Consider the following 24,129-nt stretch of genomic DNA (forward strand, 5'->3'; position numbering starts at 1 on the left):
AATTCTGATAGTAAATTTTACGATTTAAGGGGTCGATAGAGAAATGGTAACAAAAAGCTTGCAAAAAGGGCTGTTGCTCGCCGCTGTCCTGCTGCTCACACTTGCGCTGACCGCATGCGGACCGAAGAGTAGTGGAAGCATTGTTGAAGGAAAAGTGAACGTTATGACTACTTTTTATCCTATATATGAATTCACTGCCGAAATCGGCGGCGACGATGCCAATGTAATCAACCTGCTTCCTGTAGGGGTAGAGCCGCATGACTGGACACCGCGCAGCCAGGATATTATAAGTACCTCCAAGGCGCAGCTGTTCCTCTATAACGGAGCCGGGCTGGAGGGATGGGTCCAGGGTTTCCTCAAGAGCCTCGATAGTGACAGCAAGACCAAGGCTGTAGAGGTTAGCCAAGGGGTGAAGCTGATTACAACGGATGAAGATGATGGGCATGATCACGGCCATGAAGGTGAAGAAGCTGAAGCAGACGGTCATGGCGACAGCCTGCACACAGACCCGCATACCTGGGTAAGCCCGAAGTCGGCGCTTGTGATGGCCAAGAATATCAAAGATAGTCTTCAAGCCGTTGATCCTGCGCATACCGCAGGTTATGAAGAACGTTATCAGAAGCTAGCGGACCGCCTGAGTGCGTTGGATCTGAAGTTCACTGAAGAGCTGGGCAAACTGCCTAACAAGGAGATTGTCGTATCTCATCAGGCCTTCTCGTATCTGGCGCGTGACTATGGCCTGTCGCAGCATGCGATTATGGGCCTGTCGCCGGATGCTGAGCCGCGCGGGCAGGATCTGGTGAAGCTGGCGGCGCTGGTTAAGGCAGAGGGCATCCGTTATATTTTCTTCGAGGAGCTTGTATCTGATAAGCTGGCTAAGACACTGGCAAATGAGACCGGTGTATCCACGATGGTGCTGAATCCGGTAGAAGGATTGACCGAGGCCCAGCAGAAGAATGGGGACAACTATTTCACATTAATGGAGAAAAATTTGCAAAATCTCATTCTGGCCTTACAATAATAAGGAAAGTATAAGTGAAAGGCGGTACTTCACATGCAACCGGTATCCCTGGACTGCCATCAGCATATGATCGAAATACAGGATTTGTCCTTTTCCTACGGGGAACAGAAGGTCATCTCGAACTTGAATTATACGGTAAAAGAACGTGATTTCCTCGGCATCCTCGGCTCTAACGGTGCGGGCAAGACGACACTGCTTAAGATGATCGTCGGCCTGCTGCCTGCCACCAGCGGGGAGATCAAATTATTCGGCCAGCCGGTGCGTAGGTTCAAGGACTGGGAGCGGATCGGCTATGTGCCGCAGAAGAATGCGTTCAACCCGCTCTTCCCGGCAACCGTCCGTGAGGTCGTATTGTCCGGCCTGTATAACAACAAGAACCTGATTCGGCGGGTCTCGAAAGCCCAGCACCGGCAGTGTGAGGATGCGCTGGAAGTGATGCGGATTCAGGATATTGCCGAGAAGAGAGTCGGCCAGTTGTCCGGCGGCCAGCAGCAGCGTGTCTTCCTGGCCCGCGCGCTGATCAACCATCCTGATCTGTTGATTCTGGATGAGCCTACCGTCGGTATTGATGCCGAGACCCAGGCCGGATTCTTCGAGCTGATCATGCACATGCATGCCCATCACCACATGACCTTCCTGATGGTCTCGCATGATATCGAAATGATGAAGAATTACCTCGGCAGCGAGCCGGTCCAGCAGAACGGTAAAATCAACTTCTACTGCCGCCACTCCCATGATGTCCAGGACTGCGCCGTCGATAATCTGCAGCATACGTTGTCCTGACAGTGGCCGGAAGTTGGAGTTCGTTCAGTAACATCAGCTTCTCCTGCTCAGCACTAGAACACAATTCGTCTGAATGGATGCTGTTCGTTTGATCAATTTATACTAATGTGTGAACTGCTATTCAGTTTTCTATGTTGCTTAAATTATACTCCTGTTGTATTTTGTACATTAGATTGCTCACTGTGGCGCCAAATTTCCGGTTCTGTTGTATTTTGTACATTCGATTCCTTTGAAATGGCCTTTATTTACGCTTTTTGCCACTTTCAATTGCACAGAATACAACAGAATGGAATCTGACGGGTCAAAGTCAAGAATCTGTTGTACATTATGCAATAGACCTGCTCTAGCGCTCAGTTTATCATTTCTCAGGTCGTCCATTGTACAACATAGGACGACCTTGTGTTCTTATTGCTGGGCTTATTCCTTGAACTTAATGTCTGTACTTATTAATTGACCTTAACAGTGGTTAGATCCAGCAAATTGTGAAGCGTATCCCGCAGGGAGGAAAAGCGTTCTTATCACCACCGTCCCTAAACTGCGACAACCCCTCCTCCCACGCCAATTGCACTTAGCGGGTGTCCAGAGGGCAGAGCCCTTGGGGCCCTCCCTTCGGGAAGGGAGGGTTTGGGAGGGATCGAAAATAGGTTTCATATTTGAAAGGTAGGAGAACATCATCTTGGAAATCCTGTTTAGTGATTTTTTCCAGCGGGCGCTGGCCGGCGGCCTGATGATTGGCATTACGGCGCCGCTGATCGGCGTTTTTCTGGTGCTGCGGCGTCTGTCGATGATCGGAGATACGCTGGCGCATGTTACGATTGCCGGTGTAGCGCTGGGCTTCCTGACCGGCTTTTACCCGCTGGGTGCGGGGCTGATCTTCGCGGTCGCGGCCTCATTTGCGATTGAGAAGCTGCGCAAAGCTTACAAAAGCTACGCCGAGCTGTCCATTGCGATCATCATGTCGGGCGGTGTAGCGCTGGCCTCGCTTTTTTTCACCCTGGGCAAAGGGTATAATGCAGATGTAATGAGCTATCTGTTCGGCAGCATCTATACGCTCAATACTACCGATCTTATCGTGGTGGGAATCGTAACAATTGCGGTTGTGGTCGTCGTAACCTTATTCTTCAAGGAATTCTTCCTGCTCAGCTTCGAGGAGGATGCGGCCAGTGTGAGCGGGCTTCCGGTGAAGCTGCTCAATATGCTGATTACGGTGTTAACGGCCCTGGTGATCAGTACGGCGATCAAGATTGTCGGCTCGCTGCTGGTATCTGCGCTGTTGACTATTCCTGTAGCAATCAGCCTGCTGCTGTCGCGGAGCTTCAAGTCCTCGGTTATTCTGTCCGTGGCGATTGCCGAGATTGCTGTCATTGGCGGACTGGTCATTGCTGGAGTATGGAATCTGGCTCCGGGAGCAACGATTGTCCTGCTGCTGATTGCACTGTTGACCTTAACCCTCATCGGAAAAAAAGGGCTGCCGGCCTAACAGACAAGCGTATAACCGGCCGCCCTCAGCACCAACTACATAACTGTATCTGTACTACTGCTATTGTGAAGTGACCCGAGTGACCCCGACTATGGAAGGAGATGCGCCCGTGTCCAACCTGAATGCAGGAATCGCTTTTGCCGCCGGAGTGGCGTCATTCATATCGCCTTGCTGCCTGCCGCTCTATCCTTCTTATCTATCTTATATTACCGGCTTATCGGTGCAGGAGCTGAAGAGTGGCAGCAGCAGCAAAGAGGTCCGTCTCCGGACCCTCTCGCATACGCTGGCGTTCATTCTGGGCTTCTCGGCAGTGTTCTATACGCTTGGCTTTGGAGCTGGCTTGTTCGGTGAATTCTTCAACGGCCAGCGGGATCTGATCCGTCAATTGTCGGCGATCCTTATTATTGTCATGGGACTCTTCCTTCTAGGCGTGTTCCAGCCGCAGTTTCTGCTGCGGGAACGCAAGCTGGAGATGAGATGGAAGCCTGCCGGATACCTCGGCTCTTTCATCTTCGGCATCGGATTCTCAGCAGGCTGGTCGCCCTGCATAGGCCCAATTCTAACCGCCATTATTGCGCTGTCAGCCAGTGATCCGGGAACGTGGTTTACGATGATAACGGCGTACAGTATCGGCTTTGCATTGCCGTTCTTCGGACTGGCCTTTTTCCTGGGCGGGGCGCGCAAGATCCTGAAATACTCCAACCTGCTGATGAAGCTGGGCGGCGGGCTTATGGTATTCATGGGCATCCTGCTGTTCACCGACCAGATGTTCCGCATTACGATTTGGCTGCAGGGCATCACGCCGCGCTGGCTGATTTTCTAAGCAGCAACTTAAGTGAAATAATCAATAGCCGCTTCCGGAAAATGTTCGAAAATCCGCTCTGTGATGAATTCGCGCAGGGCGGTTTGCTGTTCGTCCGGGTAGACATATTTGTTCTGTCCCCATTTGCCCCATTTCTTCTTGCGCTTCTCGATGTCCATCTCCAGCTTCGACTTCGGATAACGCTTCTCGATGACGGTCTTGGCCGTCTTGGTGAAGCGGTGCTGGATCATCTCAAAAGTCAGCCCTTTGCCAATATCAGGCGGCAAGGCATGTGCCAGCTTCTCCAGCAGCTCGCTGTAGCCGTCTTCCCAGCCGTCATGCCAGATGATAGGGGCAATGATGAAGCCCAGCGGATACCCGGCACGGGCGATCTGTCCGGCGGCCTCAATCCGTTCCTCGAAGCGCGAGGTGGCCGGCTCGAAGTTCTTAATCACATAGTCTGCGTTCACGCTGAAGCGTACACGGGTATGGCCGTTATGCTTCAGCTTAAGCAGCGGCTCGACATGCTGGTATTTGGTCACGAAGCGCAGCCGCCCGAGCGGCTCCTCCGCCATGAATTCGATCAGTTCTGTCAGCGAGCCGGTAATATGCTCAAGGCCGAGCGGGTCGGAGGTACAGGCTGCTTCAAACGTCGTGATTTCCGGGGAACGCTCGTTGATGTATTTTTTGGCTGCATCGATGATGTCCCCGGTGTTGACATAGACGCGGATGTAGGGCTTCGCTCCCAGGGTGGTCTGCAGGTAACAATAATGGCAGTGGCCCATGCACCCGGTGGCAATCGGAATCGCATAATCGGCGGACGGCTTCGACTGGTCAAAAGTAAGCGTTTTGCGCAAGCCGACCACAAGCGTCCGTTTGGCGATTTTGTATTGCTCGACTTCCGTCTCGCCCGGCAGATTGGTAATCCGGTTATGCGAGGTGGTCATGCGGTAGGGAATATTTCGGGACTTGACCCACTCCATAATCCGCTCCCCTTTGGGATAATTCAGCGCATCGGGTTCAAAGAAGACAAGCTCGGGGATGAAGAGGCCGGTGGGCTTGCGCGTTCTTTTGGCAGGAGGGCGTTCAGGTGTGATTAAGCTCATGATTTCACGCTCCTTAGGGATGAGGATAACGTTATTGTGCCAAACCGCAGGCGAATGGAATCATGGTAAACATCACTAAGCAGGGAAGCGGATGACCGGCAGGACTTGCCAAGGAGCGGCAGAAGCATGTATCATTGTTAGAGCAAGGCCCGGTCCCACCGTTACGCTCATTATAGAAAAGAGGTAAGCTAGAATGCCAACACCCAGCATGGAGGATTATTTGGAGCGCATATATAAGCTCATCGACGAGAAGGGTTATGCGCGGGTCTCGGATATTGCCGAGGGGCTGGAAGTCCATCCCTCCTCTGTGACCAAGATGATCCAAAAACTGGATAAGGACGAATATCTCATCTATGAGAAATATCGTGGGCTTGTCCTAACAAGCAAAGGAAAAAAAGTGGGGAAACGTCTTGTGGACCGCCATCAGCTGCTGGAGGAGTTCCTCGGGATTATTGGGGTACAGCAAGAGCATATTTATAAGGATGTTGAAGGCATTGAGCATCACTTGAGCTGGGATTCCATCACCCGGATCGAAACGCTGGTGGAATATTTCCGCCGGGATGAAGCGCGTGTGCAGACCTTGTACGATATTCACCATGAGATAGCCAGCGATTCATAAACGTGGCTTTTTTTGTTTGATTAGCGCAACCTTTCCAGTTTTTTTACGTCAAAACGGGTACCGTTCCTTTTCAACTAAGGAAGGATTCCGTTTACAAAAGAACGGCCTTCTCCCTGACCCAAGGACGAGAGGGCTATTTTTTTGTCTAAAGATAAGAATTTATATGCTTCGCGATAACATTATCCTTATCTTTCTCGCTGAAACGAGACCATCCTTTAAAAGGACGGCAAAGTCGTTTCCGCTTGATATACAACTTCAACACCTGGGAGGAATTATGAATTACCGTAAATGGATCGTAGGACTGCTCGTGATTATGCTATGTATGCCTGTGTGGACGCCGGGTGTACGCGCAGCTTCTGTACAAATCACCATTGAACTGGACGGGGAGACACTGAGCCCGGATGTGCCGCCGTATATTACACGTACCAACGTTACGATGGTGCCTGCTGGTGTGATTAGCCAGGGACTGGGTGCCGGTGTGAAATGGGATCAGGCCAGTAAGACAGCAACCATCAGCAAGGATAATAATGTACTGCAGCTGACCAGCGGCAAAACAAGCGCTATCGTTAACGGGGCCGCCGTCCGTCTGGATACTTCTGTGCAGATCACGCAGGGCCGGGTTATGGTGCCGCTACGGTTTGTAAGCGAGCAGCTTGGGCTGCAGGTACTATGGGATCAGGCCACGAAGCATATTTCCTTATATTCAGGCATGGAGATCGGCGGCCCTTCTACGCCTGTAACACCGTCAGTTCCGTCTGTGCCTACACCAACTGTACCTACACCAACTGTACCTACGCCATCTGTGCCAACACCGACGGTACCGTCACCAACCGTACCTTCTATTCCTGGTGCCAAGACCGGGAAGGCGATGAAGGGCGCCTGGATATCTACCGTGTATAATCTGGATTGGCCCTCAACGTCTTCGGCAGGTAATCCGGACAAGCAGAAGAAGGAGTTCGACAGCCTGCTGGACAAGCTGAAGGCGGCCGGATTCAATAGTGTATTCGTCCAGGTCCGACCGTCTGGAGATGCACTTTATCCTTCACAGATCGTGCCCTGGTCCAAGGTGCTTAGCGGGACTCAGGGTAAGGAGCCCGGCTATGACCCGCTTGCCTATATGGTTAGCAGTGCCCACAGCCGGGGAATGCAGCTGCACGCCTGGTTTAACCCGTTCCGGGCTACGACAGATGCTTCTACCAGCAGTCTTGCCCCTAATCATGTAGCCAAGCTTCATCCGGACTGGGTCGTCAAGGCTGAGAATAAGCTGTATATCAACCCGGGCATTCCGGAAGCGCGGCAGCATATTATTGACACGGTGATGGAGGTGGTCAGAGGGTATGATATTGACGGAGTACACCTGGATGATTACTTCTATCCGTCCAATGTAGCTTTTGCCGATGATACGGCCTTCAAGACCTTCAATGCACAAGGAATTGCGGGCAAAGGAGACTGGCGGCGGGATAATATCAACCAGTTCATCCGTCAGCTGGGGCAGGAGATTCATGCAGTGAAGCCGTCCGTCTCTTACGGGGTCAGCCCGTTCGGGGTATGGCGCAACAAAAAAGCGGACAGCACCGGCTCAGATACTACGGCAGGGGTGTCAGCCTATGATGATATGTATGCGGATGTGCGCACCTGGATTCAGAACGGCTGGATTGATTATGTTGCCCCGCAGGTCTACTGGAGCCTCTCCTTCAGCACTGCTCGTTATGACAAGCTGGTGGACTGGTGGGTGAACGAGGTTAAGGGAACGAAGGTTAAGCTGTATATCGGTCTGGCCTCCTACAAGGTAGGGGATACCAAGCAGACTGCAGAATGGCAGAGCGGAGATCAGATCATCAACCAGCTCAAATATAATGAGAAGTACGATGAGGTGGCAGGCAGCATCCTGTTCCGGGCGAATGATATTGTGGTCCGTGACCCGTACGGGCTGGCCAGTCTGCTCAGTTTCTATTTCAAGAGTTAAGTCATGAATAGTCCCCCGTGCTCATAGATAACAATACATTCTATGGAACGGGGGTTTGCCATGTATGGAGATTAACGCAGTATTTGAAGGCGGGGGAGTCAAAGGAATTGCCCTGGCGGGTGCGGTGGAGGCGACGGAGCGCGCAGGTCGCACCTTCGGGCGGGTAGCAGGGACCTCTTCCGGCTCGATCATTGCCTCGCTGCTGGCAGCAGGGTACAGCGGGGAGGCGATGAGCCGGGTAATCCGGCGTACGCCCTTCACCTCCTTCCTGACAAGGGGAGCGCTCTACAATACGGCCTTCGTCGGGCCAGCCTTACGCGTGCTGCTCAAGAAGGGTCTGTACTCAGGCCAGGCGCTGGAAGCGTGGATTCGCGGCCTGCTGCTGGAGCAGGGGGTCGTTACGTTCCGGGATCTGCCGCGCGGCAAGCTGCGGGTGATTACGTCAGACATCACCAACGGGCGGATTGTGGTGCTGCCTGATGATCTGGTGCTGTACGGGATCGAGCCAGCCAGCTTCGAAGTTGCCAAGGCGGTGCGGATGAGCTGCAGCATTCCGTATTTCTTCGATCCGGTGATCCTGCGGCTGGCCGGAGAGGCGGCACGGGGGAAATCGTTCAGCGGGCAGCTGGTCTATATGGTGGACGGCGGGGTGCTCAGTAATTTTCCGCTCTGGCTGTTCGATGAGAAGAAAGACGGCTTCCAGTCACCAGAGCATAGAACGCCAACCATTGGCTACCAGCTGATCGGAAAGACGGCCCCGCAGCCGCATCATATTACGGGGCCGTTCAGCATGCTGGAGGCGATGGTGGAGACGATGCTCTCCGCACATGATGAACGGTATATTGAGACGGATAAATTCGTTCGTACGGTCAAAATCCCTACGCTGGGCATCTCCACCACAGAGTTTCATATTACGCAGACACAGACCGACGCCTTGTATAAGGCGGGCATCGCAGCCGGAGAAGAGTTCTTTGCTAACTATCGTCCGGCACCGCCTTCCTACACGAGGAGGGCACCCCTTCATCCCGCAGGTCCAAGGCAGTAACTAAATAACCCCGCAAAGTGGGGCTTTAGCTTGATGATGACTCAGGTACTTTGCGGGGGCCCCAAAAACAAAAAAAGGCATCCCGCACGTTATTCCAATAACGTGGGAATGCCTTTTGCACTTCTGCTTGAATGGTTCAGTGATATTTAGGCAGCTGATCGTCATTCTTACCCTTACTGCCTTCGATGACCTGGAAGGGATAGCTTTTGCGCTTGCCCGGTGAGCCAGTGGTCTTGCGGATGCCGGCAACCTTGGACATCGTCTTGGCCGAAGGTTTAACCTTGGTGCGAGGACGTCCGGGTCCGCCGCCCATTCTGCCGGGGGCTATCTTGTAGGCGTAGTACAGCAGTCCCAGCAGAATCAGGGGGAAGATGAAGAAGGACAGAGCCGCCAGGCCGCGTGCCATAATGTCCAGCACCAGGCCCCATACGGCAAGAGCTGTCGAAATCCAAAATATCAAAGCATGTCTGATCATTGGCTAATCATCCTTTCGCAGGATCCAAAATGCCGCCTGACACACTTGCCTCCGAATATCCTTTTGCTTCAATGGCAGCGTCCAGCTCCCGCATCCGGTTGAAGGAGGCGATCGACACCTCTACCATATCGTCCTTCGGTTCCTTGGTAGTCAACAGCTGCAGCCACAGGCCCGGGTACCCCAGATACTTGAGGCCGGGAATATCTCTTACCGCATTCGTGCCCTTCAGTACCTCGAACGAGATTCCGATGACCACCGGCAAAAGAACGATACGCTGCAGCACCCGTTCCATCAGGGAATTCCATGGGACGACCGAGTAGATAATCACACCGAGGATAATCGTCAGCATCATGAAGCTGCTTCCGCAGCGGTAATGCAGACGGCTGTATTTCTGTACGTTCGCTACGGTCAGCTCTTCGCCGGCTTCAAATGCGCTAATAACTTTATGCTCGGCTCCGTGATACTGGAAAAGCCGCTTGATCACAGGCGTCTGCGAGATCGCCCAGAGATAGACGAGCAGGAGAATCAGCTTGATGCCGCCTTCCACAAGGTTGTGCAGAATATAGTTGTCAAATACATTCTTGAACAAAAAATCTTCTACGAATACCGGGACCAGCGTGAAAATCAGCTTGCCGAACAGGAAAGAAAGAATCCCCATTATAGCAACGCCGAAGATCATCCCGAGGCTCCAGCCTTCGTCCTTCTTCTTGTCCTTCGCCTGCTGCTTGGCAAGCTCTTCCGGCTCCGTCTCATCCTCGGCATAGGATTCTGCCGAATAGTTCAGATGCTTCGAGCCTTTGGCGCTGGAATCTATAATACTGACAATGCCGCGAAGCAGCGGAATCTTGCGCAGTTTAAGGACCCAGCTCTTATCGCTCTTCGGCACCTCCAAAAATGTAATCTCCTGATTCTTTCGTCTTACGGCTGTTACGTTGACATGCTTGCCGCCGAACATGACGCCTTCGATAACGGCTTGGCCGCCGTAACTGGGAGTTTCCTGGGACAACCAATTCACCTTCCCGTATATTGATATGATTTATATAATACATTGTAACTAATTTTTAAACACATTACTAGTTGGATTGCCGTTAGCTGTACATACTAGCTATAGAGAGCGGAGTGGAAACCGGATTAAACCCATACCGAAAGAGAGGCAGCCCTATGAGTTCTTCAAGCAAGCCCAAGACCGCCCAGACCAATCTTTTTTATTTCTCCATTGAACTGGGTTATTTCGCCGGTTTAATCTGGGGAGGATTGCACTGGCTGATGTATGTCCTGCACTTTACCAAGGTCATTCCGGGATTTTTGGCGGAGCCCTTTTTCAAGCATGACTTTTTGCTGACCCCTGCCGGGCATCTGCTCGGATATTTATTTTTTATCGTACTCTCCGTATTGGCTTCCCTGATCTACGTGTTAATATTCCGGAAGCTTAACGGGCCTTGGCCCGGGATGATATACGGGGTGCTGTGGTGGTCGGTCCTGTTCCTTGCGTGCTCGCGCTTATTCCTGCTCCAGCCGCCGTTCAAGCTGCCGTGGAACACGGTCATCAGCGAATTCTGCCTCTTCCTGCTCTGGGGATTATTCATCGGATATACGGCGGCGATCGAGTATACGGATGAACGCAAACGCGAACAGCAGACGAAGCTGGCCTAGGCCCTTCGAAAAAACTTCTCAGATGTCCTGCCGCTATGGTAAAATACAATGTGGCTATTTCGAGAGGAGAATGAAAATGGGCAACAAGCGCGTCTCCAAGCTGCGTAAGGTTCTGCAGGAACTGGGACTGGATGCGATGTTAATTACCAGCGGATATAACCGCCGCTATTTGAGTGGGTTCACCGGCTCCTCCGGGTACGTGCTGGTTACCGGTGATGACAGTTATCTGCTGACGGACTTCCGGTATATGACCCAGGCCTCGGAACAGGTGAACGGCCTCAAGGTGGTGCAGCATGACTCGAAATTCATTGACACCGTGCGGGAACTGCTGCCGAAGGGTGGACAAGTCCGGGTCGGCTTCGAGCAGGATGATGTGACCTTCAGTGCGTACACCGCTTATGCAGCGGCTCTTGCGCCGGCAGTTATGGTACCGGTATCTAAGGCTGTTGAGAACCTGCGCATGTTCAAGGACGAGGAAGAACTGGCTGTAATGCAGCGGGCTGCCGATCTGGCAGACGCCACGTTCAGTCACATCCTGAATGTGATCAAGCCGGGCATGACGGAACGCGATGTCGATCTGGAAATGGAATTCTACATGCGTACGCATGGTGCGACTTCCTCTTCGTTCGATACGATCGTGGCTTCCGGCGAGCGTTCGGCTATGCCGCATGGTGTAGCGAGCAGCAAGATTATCGGGAACAACGAATTCGTTACCTTCGATTTCGGCGCGCTCCTGGACGGTTACTGTTCAGATGTAACGCGTACAATTGCTCTGGGATCACCGGACCCCAAGCTGAAGGAGATCTACGATATTGTGCTTGAAGCGCAGCTTCACACGCTGGCACATATCAAGCCCGGCATGACCGGCCGTGAATGTGATGCCCTGGCCCGCGATATCATCACCCGTTACGGGTATGGTGAATATTTCGGCCACAGCACAGGCCATGGTCTCGGGATGGAAGTACATGAATGGCCGCGGTTGTCCAAGCTGGCGGATGAAGTGATCCAGCCGGGGATGGTCGTCACCGTGGAGCCGGGGATCTACCTCTCGGGCCTTGGCGGCGTGCGGATTGAAGATGATATTGTCATTACCGAGAGCGGCATCGCGCTGCTGACACATTCATCGAAGGATTATACGGTACTGTAAGACAACTATCATTCAGTTAATTCATCGATTCCAGGAGGGATTTTTAGTGATTTCAGTTAATGATTTCAAGACAGGCTTGACCGTAGAAGTAGAAGGGGACATCTTCACCGTCATTGATTTCCAGCATGTGAAGCCGGGTAAAGGCGCAGCCTTCGTCCGCTCCAAGCTGAAGAACCTGCGTAACGGCAATACGGTTGAACGCACGTTCCGTGCCGGTGAAACGATTGGCCGTGCCATCATCGAGAACCGTGGCGTGCAATACCTCTATGCGAGCGGCTCTGATCATGTGTTCATGGACAACGAGACTTATGACCAGTTCGAATTGTCAGCCAAGCAGCTCGAATGGGAGCTTAACTTCCTGAGAGAGAACATGACAGTGAATATCGTCAGCTACCAGGGCGAAATCCTGGGGATCAACCTGCCGACCAGCGTAGAGCTGAAAGTTACTGAGACCGAGCCGGGCGTTAAGGGCAACACGGCTCAAGGCGCAACCAAAGCCGCTATTCTGGAGACCGGCCATACGGTCCACGTGCCTTTGTTCATCAATGAAGGAGATGTTCTCCTGGTCGATACCCGCGAAGGTAAATATATCTCCCGCGCGTAGGAGCCTTTTTGGATTCCAGATGTAACTTGAGGGCCTCCCCGCTTGATGCGGCGGGGGTCTTTTTGCTGTGGCAGGCTGGGCGAGAGGGAAGAAGTGGAGGGAAAAGGGGCAAAAGGGATAAATCCCTCTGACAGGTGTCTGCGGTGGGGCGGAATGTGAACTGAAGGAGAGTAATGAGGAGCATTAGTGCCCCTTATTCCGGCCCTGCAGGTTCGGGGTTAAGGCTGGGCACATCAAAAATGGGCACTTTATTTTGTGAAACCATTAACGCATGTTATGATTTTCGTATTATACTGTGTTAAAGCGTTAACTAAAATATAAGCTACTTATAGAGCGAATTAGGGAGTGAATGGGACTTTGTCACTTTATGTCATGAAATTCGGGGGCAGCTCCGTCGGCGATGTTGAACGCATGAAGCGTGTTGCCGGGCGCATCGCAGCCAAGCAGGACGAAGGGCATCGCTGTGTTGTGGTAGTATCCGCTATGGGGGATACGACAGATGAACTGATCGATCAGGCGATACAGCTGAACGGGCAGCCTCCTGCACGCGAGATGGATATGCTGATGACTACGGGCGAGCAGATCTCCGTAGCGCTTCTGTCCATCGCACTTCACGGGATAGGACGGAATGCCGTATCCTATACAGGCTGGCAGGCCGGGTTCCGTACCGATGATACCCACGGCCGGGCACGGATCAGCGAGATTGTTCCACGCCGGGTGCTGGAGTCGCTGGAGCGCGAGCAGATTGTGATTGTAGCCGGCTTCCAGGGCATGACGCTGGACGGCGAGATCACCACGCTGGGCCGCGGAGGATCGGATACCACAGCGGTTGCGCTGGCTGCAGCCATCAAAGCGGATGTCTGCGAGATCTATACCGATGTAGACGGCATCTACTCTACAGACCCGCGTATTGTGAAGACGGCGCGCAAGCTTAAGGAAATCTCGTATGACGAGATGCTGGAGCTGGCTAATCTCGGCGCAGCCGTGCTGCATCCGCGTGCCGTGGAATATGCCAAACGCTATCAAGTGAAGCTGGTCGTAAGATCGAGCTTTAACCATAATGAAGGTACTGTTGTGAAGGAGGAAGCAAGCATGGAACAAGGTGTGGTAGTAAGCGGAATTGCCTATGACAAGAATGTGGCCCGGATCAGTATTCTGGGAGTTCCGGATGTACCGGGGGTACTCGCGCAGGTATTCGGCAAGCTGGCCGATGAGGGTGTGGATGTCGATATTATCGTGCAGAGCGGAGTGCAGAATGCGACTGCGGACTTCTCCTTCACAGTGGCGCTCAGTGATCTGGTGAAGGCCAAAGAGGTCATCAAGGAGCTACACAGCGTATTGCCATACCGTGAAGTGACTTCCGAGGACAGTCTGGTCAAGGTGTCGATTGTCGGCGCTGGTATGGTCAGCCATCCGGGTGTTGCCGCCAAGATGTTCGAGGTCATCTCGAACGAAGGGGTGAGCATCAAGATGGTCAGCACTTCCGAGATCAAGGTGTCGTGTGTGATTGAATCCGGCAATCTGCAGCAGATCATCCAGGCGCTGCATACCGCCTATAACCTGGATACAGAAGAGCAAGCCTTCGTTGGAGGTCCACAGGACCGCCGCTAAGTCTGCCAGAAGGTATCGTAATTACAGAAGAGTGCTGTTCCCCGCAGAAGCGGAGAACAGCACTCTTTTTGCATATACATAAGGGTAGGAATGAACTGCACCATGCACTCTCTAGCTCAGGCGCCGGAACCGGCCCATGATCTCTACCGTCTCCAGTACATTAACGAAGGATTTCGGATCGGTCTCCAGAATCGTCCTGCGCAGATCTGCCAGCTCATAGCGGGTGGTTACGGTCATCAGCATGGTATTGCCCTCGTGACTGTACCCGCCCTCCGCGTTAACAACGGTGATGCCATGCGGCAGACTGGTCAGTCTATTCAGCATTTTCTCCCGCTCCTTGGTGACAATGAAGCAGGTCAGCTTGACATGGCGGATGTGGATCATGTCCACCACCCGGCTTTTGACGAAGATACAGAGCATCGCGTAGAGCGCGGAATCCCAGCTTTTGAAGAAGCCGAGACTTAAGATAACCAGACCGTCCATGACGAACAGCACGGTGCCCATGGGAATATCCCGCTTGCGGGTAATGATAGAGCCGAGAATGTCGAAGCCCCCGGAAGAACCGCCCGCCCGCAGCGAGAAGCCCACCCCTCCCGCAATAATCACCCCGCCGAAGATACTGGCAAGAATCGGATCCTTGGTGAGCTTCACCACAGGGATAACGTTCAGGAACCAGGTGGTGGACAGGACAGACAGCATGCTATAGCAGATGTACTTTTTTCCCACGGCGACGAAGCCCCAGATCAGGATTGGCAGATTGATGGCGAAATAGTACAGCGAGATAAACTTGGGATGGGTCAAATACCCGATGATGGAAGCTGTCCCGGCTACACCGCCGCTGAGCAGTTGGTGCGGAATCAGGAATAACCGGAGCCCGGCTGCTACCAGAAACGCTGAAAATATAATAATAGCGATCTCTCTAACCTGTCTGGCTATTGTTCCTGATACAAGCGGTACTACGAAATTACGAACCTTCATGACTGTGATCCCCTTCTTTGTTGATTATCTTTGGATACGGCAAAATTAATTTTATCATACCGATGATATTTTTTTATAGAGAACAGTACTATGATTTCTTTCACACCTCGTGAAATCTCCGCTAGTATCCCCATTTCTTCTTGTCTAAAGTCGCTCCTTTCCGCATATCCATGGATAACAGCTTGTTTGATTTGCAGCGAACGTGTGCAATCCATAGATTTGAACGAAGGAGTTGAGATATTTGGACAAGTATGTAAGCTGGATGTCTGGCCTGCGGCTGCTGTCCGGCAGTGTGGAGATTGCGGCGGCCTTAATTATGCTGAAGCTGAATCAGGTGGATAAGGCGCTGGCTGTCAATTCGGGACTGGCGTTTGTCGGCCCTACGATCCTTATTCTGACCACGGCTGTCGGCCTTACAGGGATGGCAGAGCAGCTGTCCTGGGGCAAGCTTGGCTGGATTGGCTGCGGGGTGGCTATTCTCTTATTCGGGATTCTGAAGAAATGATAGATGATAGGCATAAAGCACAAGTACAAGCATAAATATGGAATAAAGCTATTTAGTAGAGTACAGCTTGGGGGTACCTGATATGGCTAATGACTGGCTTCTGTTGTTTCCTGAAAAAGTAAGAGCGCTGCTCGGCGGTCTCCCCGCTGCGCTCCTGGACAAGGTGGAGGAGATTCGCGTCCGTGAGGGCCGGCCGCTAGAGATCAACTATTCCGGCAAGTATCATTTCATTGGTGCGGGCGGCAGCCTGACCCAGCTACCCGGTGAATCTTACCGGCCAGACCGGGAGGATACACACCGGCTGCTGGACCTCATCAGCAATCATTCCCTCTATACGATGGAAGAGGAGCTGCGCAAGGGCTTCATCACGATCCCCGGTGGACACCGGATCGGCCTCTGCGGCCGGACGGTGCTGAGCGGGGGCGGTGTGGAGCATCTGCGCGATATTACCGGCTTCAACGTGCGGATTGCCCGTGAGGTGCACGGCATCGCCGACGGCGTGCTGCCGTATCTGCTGGACCGGGGACGGCAGCGGGTCATGCATACGCTGATTCTGTCCCCGCCGCAGCATGGCAAGACCACGCTGCTGCGCGATTTGGCCAGGCAGCTGTCAGCAGGCACAAGCGGTGGCCGGGAGGGCAGCCGGCCGGGGCTGAAGGTTGGCATCGTCGATGAACGCTCCGAGATCGCAGGCAGCCGCCGGGGAATTCCGGCCTTCGATGTCGGGCCGCGCACGGACATTCTGGACGGCTGTCCCAAGGCGGAAGGCATGATGATGATGATCCGCTCCCTGTCACCCGATGTGCTGATCGCCGATGAAATCGGCCGCATGGAGGACGCAGAGGCGGTGACCGAGGCGCTGCACGCCGGGATCTCGGTGGTCGCTTCCGCGCATGGCAAGGAAGTGTCCGAGCTGGCCCGGCGGCCCGGCCTTGGCGGGTTGCTGGAGCACCGGATGTTCGAGCGGTATGTGATCCTGCAACGCGGAGCTTCCGGCTTATCCTTCCGCATTCTGGACGGCCAGAAGCGCGGGCTGCTGCTGGTCTCGCCGGAGGAGCAGCCGGTGTCAGGGGGTGACCGCCATGCTTAAGCTGCTTGGCGCGGTACTGATCGTGCTGGCCGGTACGCTGGCCGGCTTCAAACGGGCAGCCCAGTACGCCGACCGGCCGAGGCATATCCGGGCCTTGATTGCGGCGTTCCAGCGGCTGGAGACCGAGATCCAATACGGCTACACGCCGCTGCCGGAGGCGCTGCGCCGGATCGGGATGCAGACGAAGGAGCCGCTTAGAGCCTTCTTCCTTACGGCGGCGGATGAGATGAACCCGCCGCATAACCACAGTGCGGAAGAGGCCATCCGGCGGGCCATGGAGGCCCACTGGAGCAGTGCATCGCTGCGGGGAACGGAGAAGGAGATCGTCCGGCAGCTAAGCTGCACGCTCGGAACCAGTGACCGGCCGAATCAGAGCACGCATATTGCACTGGCTTTACAGCAATTGAAGCAGGAGGAGACAGCGGCCAGAGAAGATCAGGGCAAGTATGAGAAGGTGAGTAAAAGCCTGGGTCTGCTGCTTGGAGCATTGATCGTCATTTTGATCTTTTAGCGAGGTGCCAGGAATGAATATTGAAGTCAACGCGATCTTTCAGATTGCCGGCATCGGCATCATTATCGCCATGATCCACACGGTGCTTAAGCAGATGGGCAAAGAGGATATCGCCCACTGGGTAACGATTGTCGGCTTTATCATCGTCCTGTTCATGGTCATCCGGATGCTGGATGGGCTGCTGCAGGAAATCAAAACGATTTTTCTTTTTCAATAGGCTGGAGTTATGGAAATCATTCAGATTGTGGGAATTGGCATCTTGGCGACCGTCCTCATCCTCGTCCTGAAGGAACAAAAACCGGTATTCGCCTTCCTGCTGACCACTGCGGCCGGCATTCTGATCTTCCTGTTCCTGATCGGCAAGATCGGAACGATTCTCGGTACGCTGGAGCGGGTCGCGGAGTCCTCCGGGATGGAAATGATCCATATCAAAACCGTGTTCAAAATCATCGGCATCTCCTATATCGCGGAATTCGGGGCGCAGATCGTGAGGGATGCCGGGCAGGAATCGATTGCTTCCAAGATTGAGCTGGCCGGCAAGGTGCTGATCATGGTGCTGGCTGTTCCGATCATCAGCATAATTATTGAAACGGTCATGAAGCTGCTGCCAGCTTGATGCAGCGGACATGCCGGACAAGTTGGAGTAAAGCGGAGGTGAGGGGAATGCAGGAGCATAGTATTTTTCGGCCGCCAAAAGGGGTAAAAGCGCTCTTGCTTCTGCCAGCCCTGCTGCTGGTGCTCCAGCTGCTTCTGCTGTGTGGAAACACGGCAAGCGCCGCAAGTGTTGCAGGTTCTGCAAGTACGGCTCCGGTTCCTTCGTCCCCGGCTACAGGCGGCAGCGGAGGCCGGGCGTCTCCCGTTGACCAGTGGGTGAAAGGGCAGGTGGAGCATCTGCCGAAGGACAAAGTAGAGTCTTACTGGGACCAGCTGATGAAGGATTACGGGGGATTTTTCCCGGAGGGCCGGACGCCTTCCTTGATGGATATGCTGCTGCCGGGGGATAAGGGCTTAAGCTTCAAAAGCGTCTTGTCCGGCCTGATGAACTTCATGTGGCATGAGGTGCTCTACAACGGCAAGCTGTTGGTCACGATTGTGATGATCAGTGTGCTGAGCATGATTCTGGAGACGCTGCAGACCGCTTTTGAACGGAAATCAGTCAGTAAGATCGCTTATATGCTCTGCTACATGGTGGTGCTGGTAATTGCCGTTAACAGCTTCAATGTCGCTATCGGCTATGCCAAGGATGCAATCGACCGGATGATCGACTTCATGATGGCCATGATTCCGCTGCTATTCGCGCTGCTGGCCTCGATGGGCAATATCGTCACGGTGTCGGTGACCCATCCGCTGATCGTGTTCATGATCCATACCGTAGGCACGCTGATTCATACGCTGGTCTTCCCGCTGCTGTTCTTCTCGGCAGTGCTGCATCTGGTGAGCGCCATGTCGGAGAAATACAAGCTGACCCATCTGGCGAATCTGCTGCGCAATATCGGGGCCGGGCTGCTCGGGGTGCTGCTTACCGTGTTCCTCGGCGTGATCTCGGTCAGGGGGATTACCAGCTCGGTTACAGACGGTGTGACTATACGCGCCGCCAAATATATTACAGGGAATTTCGTGCCGGTGATTGGTAAAATGTTCGCGGACGCTACGGACACGGTCATCTCGGCCTCCCTGCTGGTGAAGAACGCCATCGGGCTGTCGGGAGTTATCATTATCCTCTTCCTGTGCGCGTTCCCGGCAATCAAAATTCTGATCCTCGCCCTGATCTACAATCTGGCCGCCGCCGTCATGCAGCCGCTGGGCGAGACACCGATTGTGACTTGCCTGCAGACGATCGGCAAAAGCATGATTTACGTCTTCGCTGCGCTGGCCGCGGTCTCGCTGATGTTCTTCCTGGCGGTAACCATCATGCTGACTGCGGGCAATGTGACCGTGATGATGCGATAGAACGAAACGACAAGGAGGTGCGCCATGTCCTGGCTCAGCAGTTGGCTCCATGAGCTGATTCTCGTCGTGCTGATGGCAGCATTTGTGGAGATGCTGCTGCCCAGTAAATCCATGGAACGCTACGCCAGGCTGGTGCTCAGTCTGCTGGTTCTGCTGACGATGCTCAGCCCGCTCGTCTCTCTGCTGAAGGGGGATGCCAGCAAGGAGCTGACCGTGGCGATGCAGCAGCAGGAGAGAAGCGGAGGGCTGCTGTACGGGCCGGGCGACGCACCGGATTCGCTGGACAAGATTCTGGCAGACGGGCGGATGCTCGCCGCCGGAGCACGTGACCAGAGCTTGAAGCTGGCTGCCGAGGAAATCGCCGGCCAGATGCGCGACCAGATTACCGGGAGCACCGGGCTCGGCGGGGTGAAGGTCACGGTGGCGCTGGCCATGGGGCCGAATCCAAGTGCGCCGCTGGGCGAGGAGGTGCCGCTAATCTCCTCGGTCACGGTAGCTCTTCCGCCGGAGCAGGGCGTCACCGGGGGCACTGTCCCGGGCGCTGGTACCGCTGCCCTCCCGTCAGCCGCGCCCATTCAGATTAACCCTGTGCAGCCGGTCCAGGTCAGCCTGGAGGGCAGCGGCGGGGAGGGTGAAGCGCAGGAAGCGGCCTCCTCAGGGGGTTCGGCTCCGGCGTCATCCTCTTCCGGGAGCGGCACTGAGGGGACGCAGGAGACCCAAACGGAGGAAGCTGGAACGATTATCAAGCTGCTGGAGCAGAACTGGAACCTGGACCCCGCTCTGATCAAGGTGCAGAGCAGCGGGGCCGGTACCGTGAAATCATAAGAGGAGGCTGTTAATCAATGGGCAATTGGCTGAAAAAGCTGGAGCAGTGGGCCGGAGGCGGCAACGGCAGCCCGAAGCGCAGCCACACCTTCCGCTGGCTGATCATTATCGGCCTGCTGGGCGTTGCGATCATGCTGTTCAATTCCTTCGTGAATGTGAAGAAGCTGGACAACGAGAACACGGGGCGTGAACCGCCGGACAGCGAGGCCTCTCAGACGGTCCTGCAGCCGGAGGCCGGGAGCGCGAATTCTTTTGACAGCATCGAACTGGCGATGGAGAACCGCACGAAGGGGATTCTGGAGAAGATCGTGGGGGTCGGTACTGTGGATATCATGGTCACCGTAGATTCCACAGAGGAGATTATCGTGCAGCGCAATATGAATGACTCGCAGCAGCAAAGTGAAGAAACGGATGCCAGCGGCGGTAAACGCCATACCACCCAGTACACCAGGGACGGCCAGATCGTCACTTACACCCAGTCAGGGAACGAGGCTCCGATCATCACCAAGCGGGTGAAGCCTCAGGTACGGGGAGTGCTGGTGGTCGCCAAAGGGGCAGAGAACAAGGTCGTGCGCAGTCTGATTGAGCAGGCGGTTGAAAAAGGGCTTAACGTACCGGTCTACCGGATTTCTGTTGTCCCGCGAAAGCAAGAATAGGCATGTCTCCGATAACCCCGGCATATGCTTTAACAGAAGAGGCTTGTACGATACACACGGGCACACACGACAAGAGGGCTGGCAACAAAATTATAGGAGGTATAAACAATGAAGGGCAAAAGACAAACGATTTGGCTGGTTTCTATGCTCAGTTTGATGGTAGTGCTCTCTGCATATTATCTGTTCACGGAAGATTCGGGTGCTCCCCTCCCCAAAGAAACCGCAGGCAGCATCCAGGTGGACACCATAAAAGACGGGACGGGCGGCGGGACAGCCACTACGCTGGACAGCGGACTTGTCATCAAAGAGGTCAACACGAACAAAGGGATTGCGGTAGGAACCGTGGATGACAGCAGCAAGACCGGCAAGGATGAAGTGGCATCGACAGTGACAACTGAGGACAGTACGACTCCGGCCTTGATAGATGACAGCAGTGTGATTGCTGATAGCAGCAACACAGCTACGGATACAACTGCTGCAACGGATAAAGCGACCACAGCTACGGCTGACAAAGGCAAGGATACGGCTGCCACCAAAGACAGCAAGGACAGCAAGGATAGCAAGGAGAATAAGGACACTAAGGACAGCAAAGACAGCAAGGATACGTCGGCCGCTGTAGATAAAACTCCGGCGAAGGACGATAAGGCAATCCTGGATGAAATGGCTTCGCAGAGCGTATCAGCCAGCAGCCTGTTCACGAACTACCTGTACGAACGCGAGCAGAAGAACCTGAAGGACCACAATGATCTGCTGGCACTGATTAACAATATGGATAAGACCCCGGCCGAGAATGCTACAGCCCAGGAGCAGCTCAGCAAGCTGGAAGAGAAGGAATCCAAAATCACCGGGATTGAAGAAAAGCTTCAACAGAAATACGGTGAGGCGATTGTGAAAGAAGAAGCCGGTGACGCCTACACGATCGTGGTGCTCAGCGATAAGCTGGATGTGAAGCAGGCCGTGGGCATCGTGGATTTTGTAATGAAGGAACTGAGCGTTACCCAGGACAAGATTAAGGTCCAATACGTCTCGGAGCAGTAAGCCCGCTGAATAAAATCACAGAAAATAGAATAAAATGCCGAAAGAGCCCGGGCGCGTCCCAGGCTCTTTCCATTTCTAGCGTTTGTGATATAATACATAAAGTTATCGATGCATAGAAAAAGAAGATTACGCAGGCAGCGGTTACACAAGATAGCGATTCAAGAGAATCACAGAGCAGACCGGCTTCACAGGTGTGCTTCTCAGAACGGATAACGTACCCTGCCCAGCCTGCGTCCCAAATTGGCTTCGAGAGAAAGCTGAAGGAGTGAACGATCCAATGTTCAAGTTAAGCGAGATTAAGGAATTGATTCAATTGCTGGACCAGACTTCCTCCGTGCACGAGCTGGAGATTGAAAGCGAAGGTATGAAGCTGGCTATCCGCAAACCGGATCGCTCTGAAGCTGAAGGAACAGTAATTCAGGCGGCTCCTTATACCTATCCCTTTACGCCAGCCCCGCAGCTGCAAAGTCCGCAGATTATTGCCCCTCCGGCTGTCAGTGAAGTTCCTGCTGCGGCGCAGCAGCCCGCAACCTCCGCTGAAGGCGCATTACATAAAATCGTCTCGCCGATGGTAGGGACCTTCTATAGTGCCGCTTCACCGGAGACGCCTTCCTTTGTCAATGTCGGAGACCGGGTGAATGAGAAATCCACAGTCTGCATCATTGAAGCAATGAAGCTGATGAATGAGCTGGAAGCTGAAGTGCAGGGCGAGATTGTCTCTGTTCTGGTTGAGAACGGCCAACTGGTGGAATACGGCCAGCCGCTGTTTCTGGTGAGAGCGGAATAATTGCCGCGAGAATGAGGAGGAGCTTGCAAGCTTCGCTAAACTTTGGGAGGAAACGCATGAACATTCAAAAAGTGTTGATTGCTAACCGCGGCGAAATTGCGGTCCGCATTATCAGGGCCTGCCGCGAGCTGGGTATTGCCACCGTGGCTGTCTATTCGGAGCCGGACCGCGATTCCCTGCATGTCCGCCTGGCTGATGAGGCGTACTGCATCGGACCGACACCCGCCAAGGACAGCTATTTGAACTTTACTAATATTATGAGCGTTGCTACGCTGACGGAATGCGATGCCGTTCATCCCGGCTATGGCTTCCTGGCCGAGAATGCCGATTTCGCCGAGATCTGTGAATCCTGCAATATTACTTTCATTGGCCCGTCTCCGGATGCGATTACGCGGATGGGCGACAAGGCAGTAGCCAAAGAGACGATGAAGCAGGCGGGAGTTCCGATTATTCCGGGCTCCGACGGGATTGTCGGCGACTTGGATGAAGCCGTGATGCTCGGCCGTGATATCGGGTATCCGCTTATTGTAAAGGCTACGGCAGGCGGCGGCGGCAAGGGCATCCGCATCGCCGAGGATGAAGAGTCACTGGTGAAGCAGATTACCGCTGCCCAGCAGGAAGCGCAGAAGAATTTTGGCAACGCCGGAGTCTATCTGGAGAAGTTCCTGACCGGCATGAAGCATGTGGAGATTCAGATCATCGCCGATAATCATGGCAACGTAGTCCATCTGGGCGAACGTGACTGCTCGGTGCAGCGCCGCCGCCAGAAGCTGGTGGAGGAAGCGCCTTGCTCCATCCTTACACCGGAGACCCGTGAGGCGATGGGCCAAGCGGCTGTAAGGGCCGCACAAGCGGTTAATTATTCTGGTGCAGGCACCCTGGAATTCCTGCTCAGTCCTGACGGTCAGTTCTACTTCATGGAGATGAATACCCGTATCCAGGTGGAGCATCCCGTAACTGAGATGGTTACCGGAGTGGATCTGATCAAGGAAATGATCTCTGTGGCAGAAGGCAACACACTCTCCTTTACCCAGGAGGATATTGTCATCAACGGATGGTCGATCGAATGCCGGATCAATGCCGAGGACCCTGAGCGTAATTTCATGCCTTCTCCCGGCAAAATTGGCTTCTATCTGCCTCCCGGCGGATTTGGAGTGCGGGTGGACAGCGCGGCGTACCCGGGCTATACCATTTCACCTTTTTATGACTCCATGATTGCCAAGCTGATCGTCTGGGCCCCGACGCGGGATGAGGCGGTCGCTAAGATGAAGCGTGCACTGGCCGAATTTGCGGTGGAGGGCATACATACCACGATTCCATTCCACCAGAGACTGCTGGAGCATCCGGTGTTTTTGGACGGTAACTTCGATATCAAGTTCCTTGAAGAGTATGAAATTTAGGACGACTTCTCATGGTTTGTCATAAAGTTCGTCAAATGATATAGTATGTTTAATAAGAGGCGTACTGCCCGCTTGAA

26 protein-coding genes are annotated in these 24,129 nt (G+C 53.9%); 22 read left to right on the top strand and 4 right to left on the bottom strand.

Annotated features, from left to right (window positions below; all coding sequences use genetic code 11):
• The first annotated feature begins 43 nt into the window (after positions 1-43).
• The 4 genes from ACFSX3_RS14365 to ACFSX3_RS14380 all read left to right on the top strand — a co-directional run bounded on the left by ACFSX3_RS14365 (position 44) and on the right by ACFSX3_RS14380 (position 4,107).
• Entirely contained in the window at positions 44-1,021 is a 978-nt protein-coding gene (locus ACFSX3_RS14365; protein ID WP_209984442.1) for a metal ABC transporter solute-binding protein, Zn/Mn family, read from the top strand.
• Positions 1,022-1,054: 33 nt separating this feature from the next.
• The gene (locus ACFSX3_RS14370) at positions 1,055-1,804 is read left to right on the top strand and encodes a metal ABC transporter ATP-binding protein (protein ID WP_209984439.1); all 750 of its coding nucleotides are present in this window, start codon (positions 1,055-1,057) and stop codon (positions 1,802-1,804) included.
• Between the two features lie 676 nt (positions 1,805-2,480).
• Positions 2,481-3,284: a metal ABC transporter permease gene (locus ACFSX3_RS14375; protein WP_209984437.1), complete on the top strand. Its 804-nt coding sequence runs from the start codon at positions 2,481-2,483 to the stop codon at positions 3,282-3,284.
• A 91-nt stretch (positions 3,285-3,375) separates the two neighbouring features.
• A complete protein-coding gene (locus ACFSX3_RS14380) occupies positions 3,376-4,107 on the top strand; it encodes a cytochrome c biogenesis CcdA family protein (protein ID WP_379258686.1) in 732 nt (243 codons plus the stop codon).
• Between the two features lie 8 nt (positions 4,108-4,115).
• On the opposite strand, the gene splB is transcribed toward ACFSX3_RS14380, so the two are convergent.
• Positions 4,116-5,192 (bottom strand): spore photoproduct lyase, encoded by a 1,077-nt coding sequence (gene splB / locus ACFSX3_RS14385; RefSeq protein ID WP_209984419.1) that lies wholly within the window; start codon positions 5,190-5,192, stop codon positions 4,116-4,118.
• Between the two features lie 193 nt (positions 5,193-5,385).
• On the opposite strand from splB, the gene mntR reads away from it, so the two are divergent.
• The 3 genes from mntR (at position 5,386) to ACFSX3_RS14400 (ending at position 8,822) form a co-directional block, all read left to right on the top strand.
• Complete coding sequence (mntR, locus tag ACFSX3_RS14390; protein ID WP_036698430.1) at positions 5,386-5,811, top strand: transcriptional regulator MntR; 426 nt, start codon at positions 5,386-5,388, stop codon at positions 5,809-5,811.
• A gap of 274 nt (positions 5,812-6,085) precedes the next feature.
• Positions 6,086-7,777 (top strand): family 10 glycosylhydrolase, encoded by a 1,692-nt coding sequence (locus ACFSX3_RS14395; protein WP_209984416.1) that lies wholly within the window; start codon positions 6,086-6,088, stop codon positions 7,775-7,777.
• A 64-nt stretch (positions 7,778-7,841) separates the two neighbouring features.
• On the top strand, positions 7,842-8,822 hold the full coding sequence (locus ACFSX3_RS14400; RefSeq protein ID WP_209984414.1) for a patatin-like phospholipase family protein: 981 nt from the start codon (positions 7,842-7,844) through the stop codon (positions 8,820-8,822).
• Between the two features lie 136 nt (positions 8,823-8,958).
• Here the strand turns inward: ACFSX3_RS14400 and ACFSX3_RS14405 are convergent, their stop codons facing one another.
• Entirely contained in the window at positions 8,959-9,297 is a 339-nt protein-coding gene (locus ACFSX3_RS14405; protein WP_209984411.1) for a hypothetical protein, read from the bottom strand.
• Between the two features lie 7 nt (positions 9,298-9,304).
• Positions 9,305-10,252, bottom strand: a complete 948-nt coding sequence (locus ACFSX3_RS14410) for a DUF1385 domain-containing protein (protein ID WP_379312978.1) — start codon at positions 10,250-10,252, stop codon at positions 9,305-9,307.
• Between the two features lie 206 nt (positions 10,253-10,458).
• On the opposite strand from ACFSX3_RS14410, the gene ACFSX3_RS14415 reads away from it, so the two are divergent.
• The 4 genes from ACFSX3_RS14415 to ACFSX3_RS14430 all read left to right on the top strand — a co-directional run bounded on the left by ACFSX3_RS14415 (position 10,459) and on the right by ACFSX3_RS14430 (position 14,312).
• Positions 10,459-10,950: a YqhR family membrane protein gene (locus ACFSX3_RS14415; RefSeq protein WP_209984405.1), complete on the top strand. Its 492-nt coding sequence runs from the start codon at positions 10,459-10,461 to the stop codon at positions 10,948-10,950.
• A gap of 76 nt (positions 10,951-11,026) precedes the next feature.
• Complete coding sequence (locus tag ACFSX3_RS14420; protein ID WP_209984402.1) at positions 11,027-12,097, top strand: M24 family metallopeptidase; 1,071 nt, start codon at positions 11,027-11,029, stop codon at positions 12,095-12,097.
• Between the two features lie 46 nt (positions 12,098-12,143).
• Complete coding sequence (gene efp / locus ACFSX3_RS14425) at positions 12,144-12,701, top strand: elongation factor P (RefSeq protein WP_209984399.1); 558 nt, start codon at positions 12,144-12,146, stop codon at positions 12,699-12,701.
• 357 nt (positions 12,702-13,058) lie between these two features.
• Positions 13,059-14,312 (top strand): aspartate kinase, encoded by a 1,254-nt coding sequence (locus ACFSX3_RS14430; protein WP_209984396.1) that lies wholly within the window; start codon positions 13,059-13,061, stop codon positions 14,310-14,312.
• Positions 14,313-14,423: 111 nt separating this feature from the next.
• Here ACFSX3_RS14430 and ACFSX3_RS14435 read toward each other — a convergent pair whose 3' ends face one another.
• A complete protein-coding gene (locus ACFSX3_RS14435; protein WP_209984394.1) occupies positions 14,424-15,290 on the bottom strand; it encodes a YitT family protein in 867 nt (288 codons plus the stop codon).
• A gap of 241 nt (positions 15,291-15,531) precedes the next feature.
• On the opposite strand from ACFSX3_RS14435, the gene ACFSX3_RS14440 reads away from it, so the two are divergent.
• From ACFSX3_RS14440 to accC, 11 genes are all read left to right on the top strand, one after another.
• Positions 15,532-15,795, top strand: coding sequence for a YqhV family protein (locus ACFSX3_RS14440; RefSeq protein WP_379256001.1), 264 nt, complete (start codon positions 15,532-15,534; stop codon positions 15,793-15,795).
• Positions 15,796-15,877: 82 nt separating this feature from the next.
• Complete coding sequence (spoIIIAA, locus tag ACFSX3_RS14445; protein ID WP_209984391.1) at positions 15,878-16,885, top strand: stage III sporulation protein AA; 1,008 nt, start codon at positions 15,878-15,880, stop codon at positions 16,883-16,885.
• Positions 16,878-17,396, top strand: a complete 519-nt coding sequence (gene spoIIIAB / locus ACFSX3_RS14450; RefSeq protein ID WP_209984386.1) for a stage III sporulation protein SpoIIIAB — start codon at positions 16,878-16,880, stop codon at positions 17,394-17,396. Before spoIIIAA ends, spoIIIAB begins: the two co-directional genes overlap by 8 nt.
• A 13-nt stretch (positions 17,397-17,409) precedes the next feature.
• On the top strand, positions 17,410-17,613 hold the full coding sequence (spoIIIAC, locus tag ACFSX3_RS14455) for a stage III sporulation protein AC (RefSeq protein ID WP_020426549.1): 204 nt from the start codon (positions 17,410-17,412) through the stop codon (positions 17,611-17,613).
• 9 nt (positions 17,614-17,622) lie between these two features.
• Positions 17,623-18,012, top strand: a complete 390-nt coding sequence (spoIIIAD, locus tag ACFSX3_RS14460) for a stage III sporulation protein AD (RefSeq protein WP_036698407.1) — start codon at positions 17,623-17,625, stop codon at positions 18,010-18,012.
• Positions 18,013-18,059: 47 nt separating this feature from the next.
• Positions 18,060-19,346: a stage III sporulation protein AE gene (spoIIIAE, locus tag ACFSX3_RS14465; RefSeq protein ID WP_379312954.1), complete on the top strand. Its 1,287-nt coding sequence runs from the start codon at positions 18,060-18,062 to the stop codon at positions 19,344-19,346.
• A 24-nt stretch (positions 19,347-19,370) separates the two neighbouring features.
• Positions 19,371-20,171 (top strand): stage III sporulation protein AF, encoded by an 801-nt coding sequence (gene spoIIIAF / locus ACFSX3_RS14470; RefSeq protein WP_209984383.1) that lies wholly within the window; start codon positions 19,371-19,373, stop codon positions 20,169-20,171.
• A 17-nt stretch (positions 20,172-20,188) separates the two neighbouring features.
• Positions 20,189-20,827: a stage III sporulation protein AG gene (spoIIIAG, locus tag ACFSX3_RS14475; protein WP_209984380.1), complete on the top strand. Its 639-nt coding sequence runs from the start codon at positions 20,189-20,191 to the stop codon at positions 20,825-20,827.
• Positions 20,828-20,935: 108 nt separating this feature from the next.
• The gene (locus tag ACFSX3_RS14480; RefSeq protein ID WP_209984377.1) at positions 20,936-21,865 is read left to right on the top strand and encodes a SpoIIIAH-like family protein; all 930 of its coding nucleotides are present in this window, start codon (positions 20,936-20,938) and stop codon (positions 21,863-21,865) included.
• A 277-nt stretch (positions 21,866-22,142) separates the two neighbouring features.
• Positions 22,143-22,652, top strand: a complete 510-nt coding sequence (gene accB, locus ACFSX3_RS14485; RefSeq protein WP_209984374.1) for an acetyl-CoA carboxylase biotin carboxyl carrier protein — start codon at positions 22,143-22,145, stop codon at positions 22,650-22,652.
• 56 nt (positions 22,653-22,708) lie between these two features.
• Positions 22,709-24,052 (top strand): acetyl-CoA carboxylase biotin carboxylase subunit, encoded by a 1,344-nt coding sequence (accC, locus tag ACFSX3_RS14490; RefSeq protein WP_209984369.1) that lies wholly within the window; start codon positions 22,709-22,711, stop codon positions 24,050-24,052.
• Positions 24,053-24,129 lie beyond the last annotated feature (77 nt).

This window comes from Paenibacillus rhizoplanae (assembly GCF_042684125.1).
GTDB classification, from domain to species: Bacteria; Bacillota; Bacilli; order Paenibacillales; family Paenibacillaceae; genus Paenibacillus_AQ; species Paenibacillus_AQ rhizoplanae.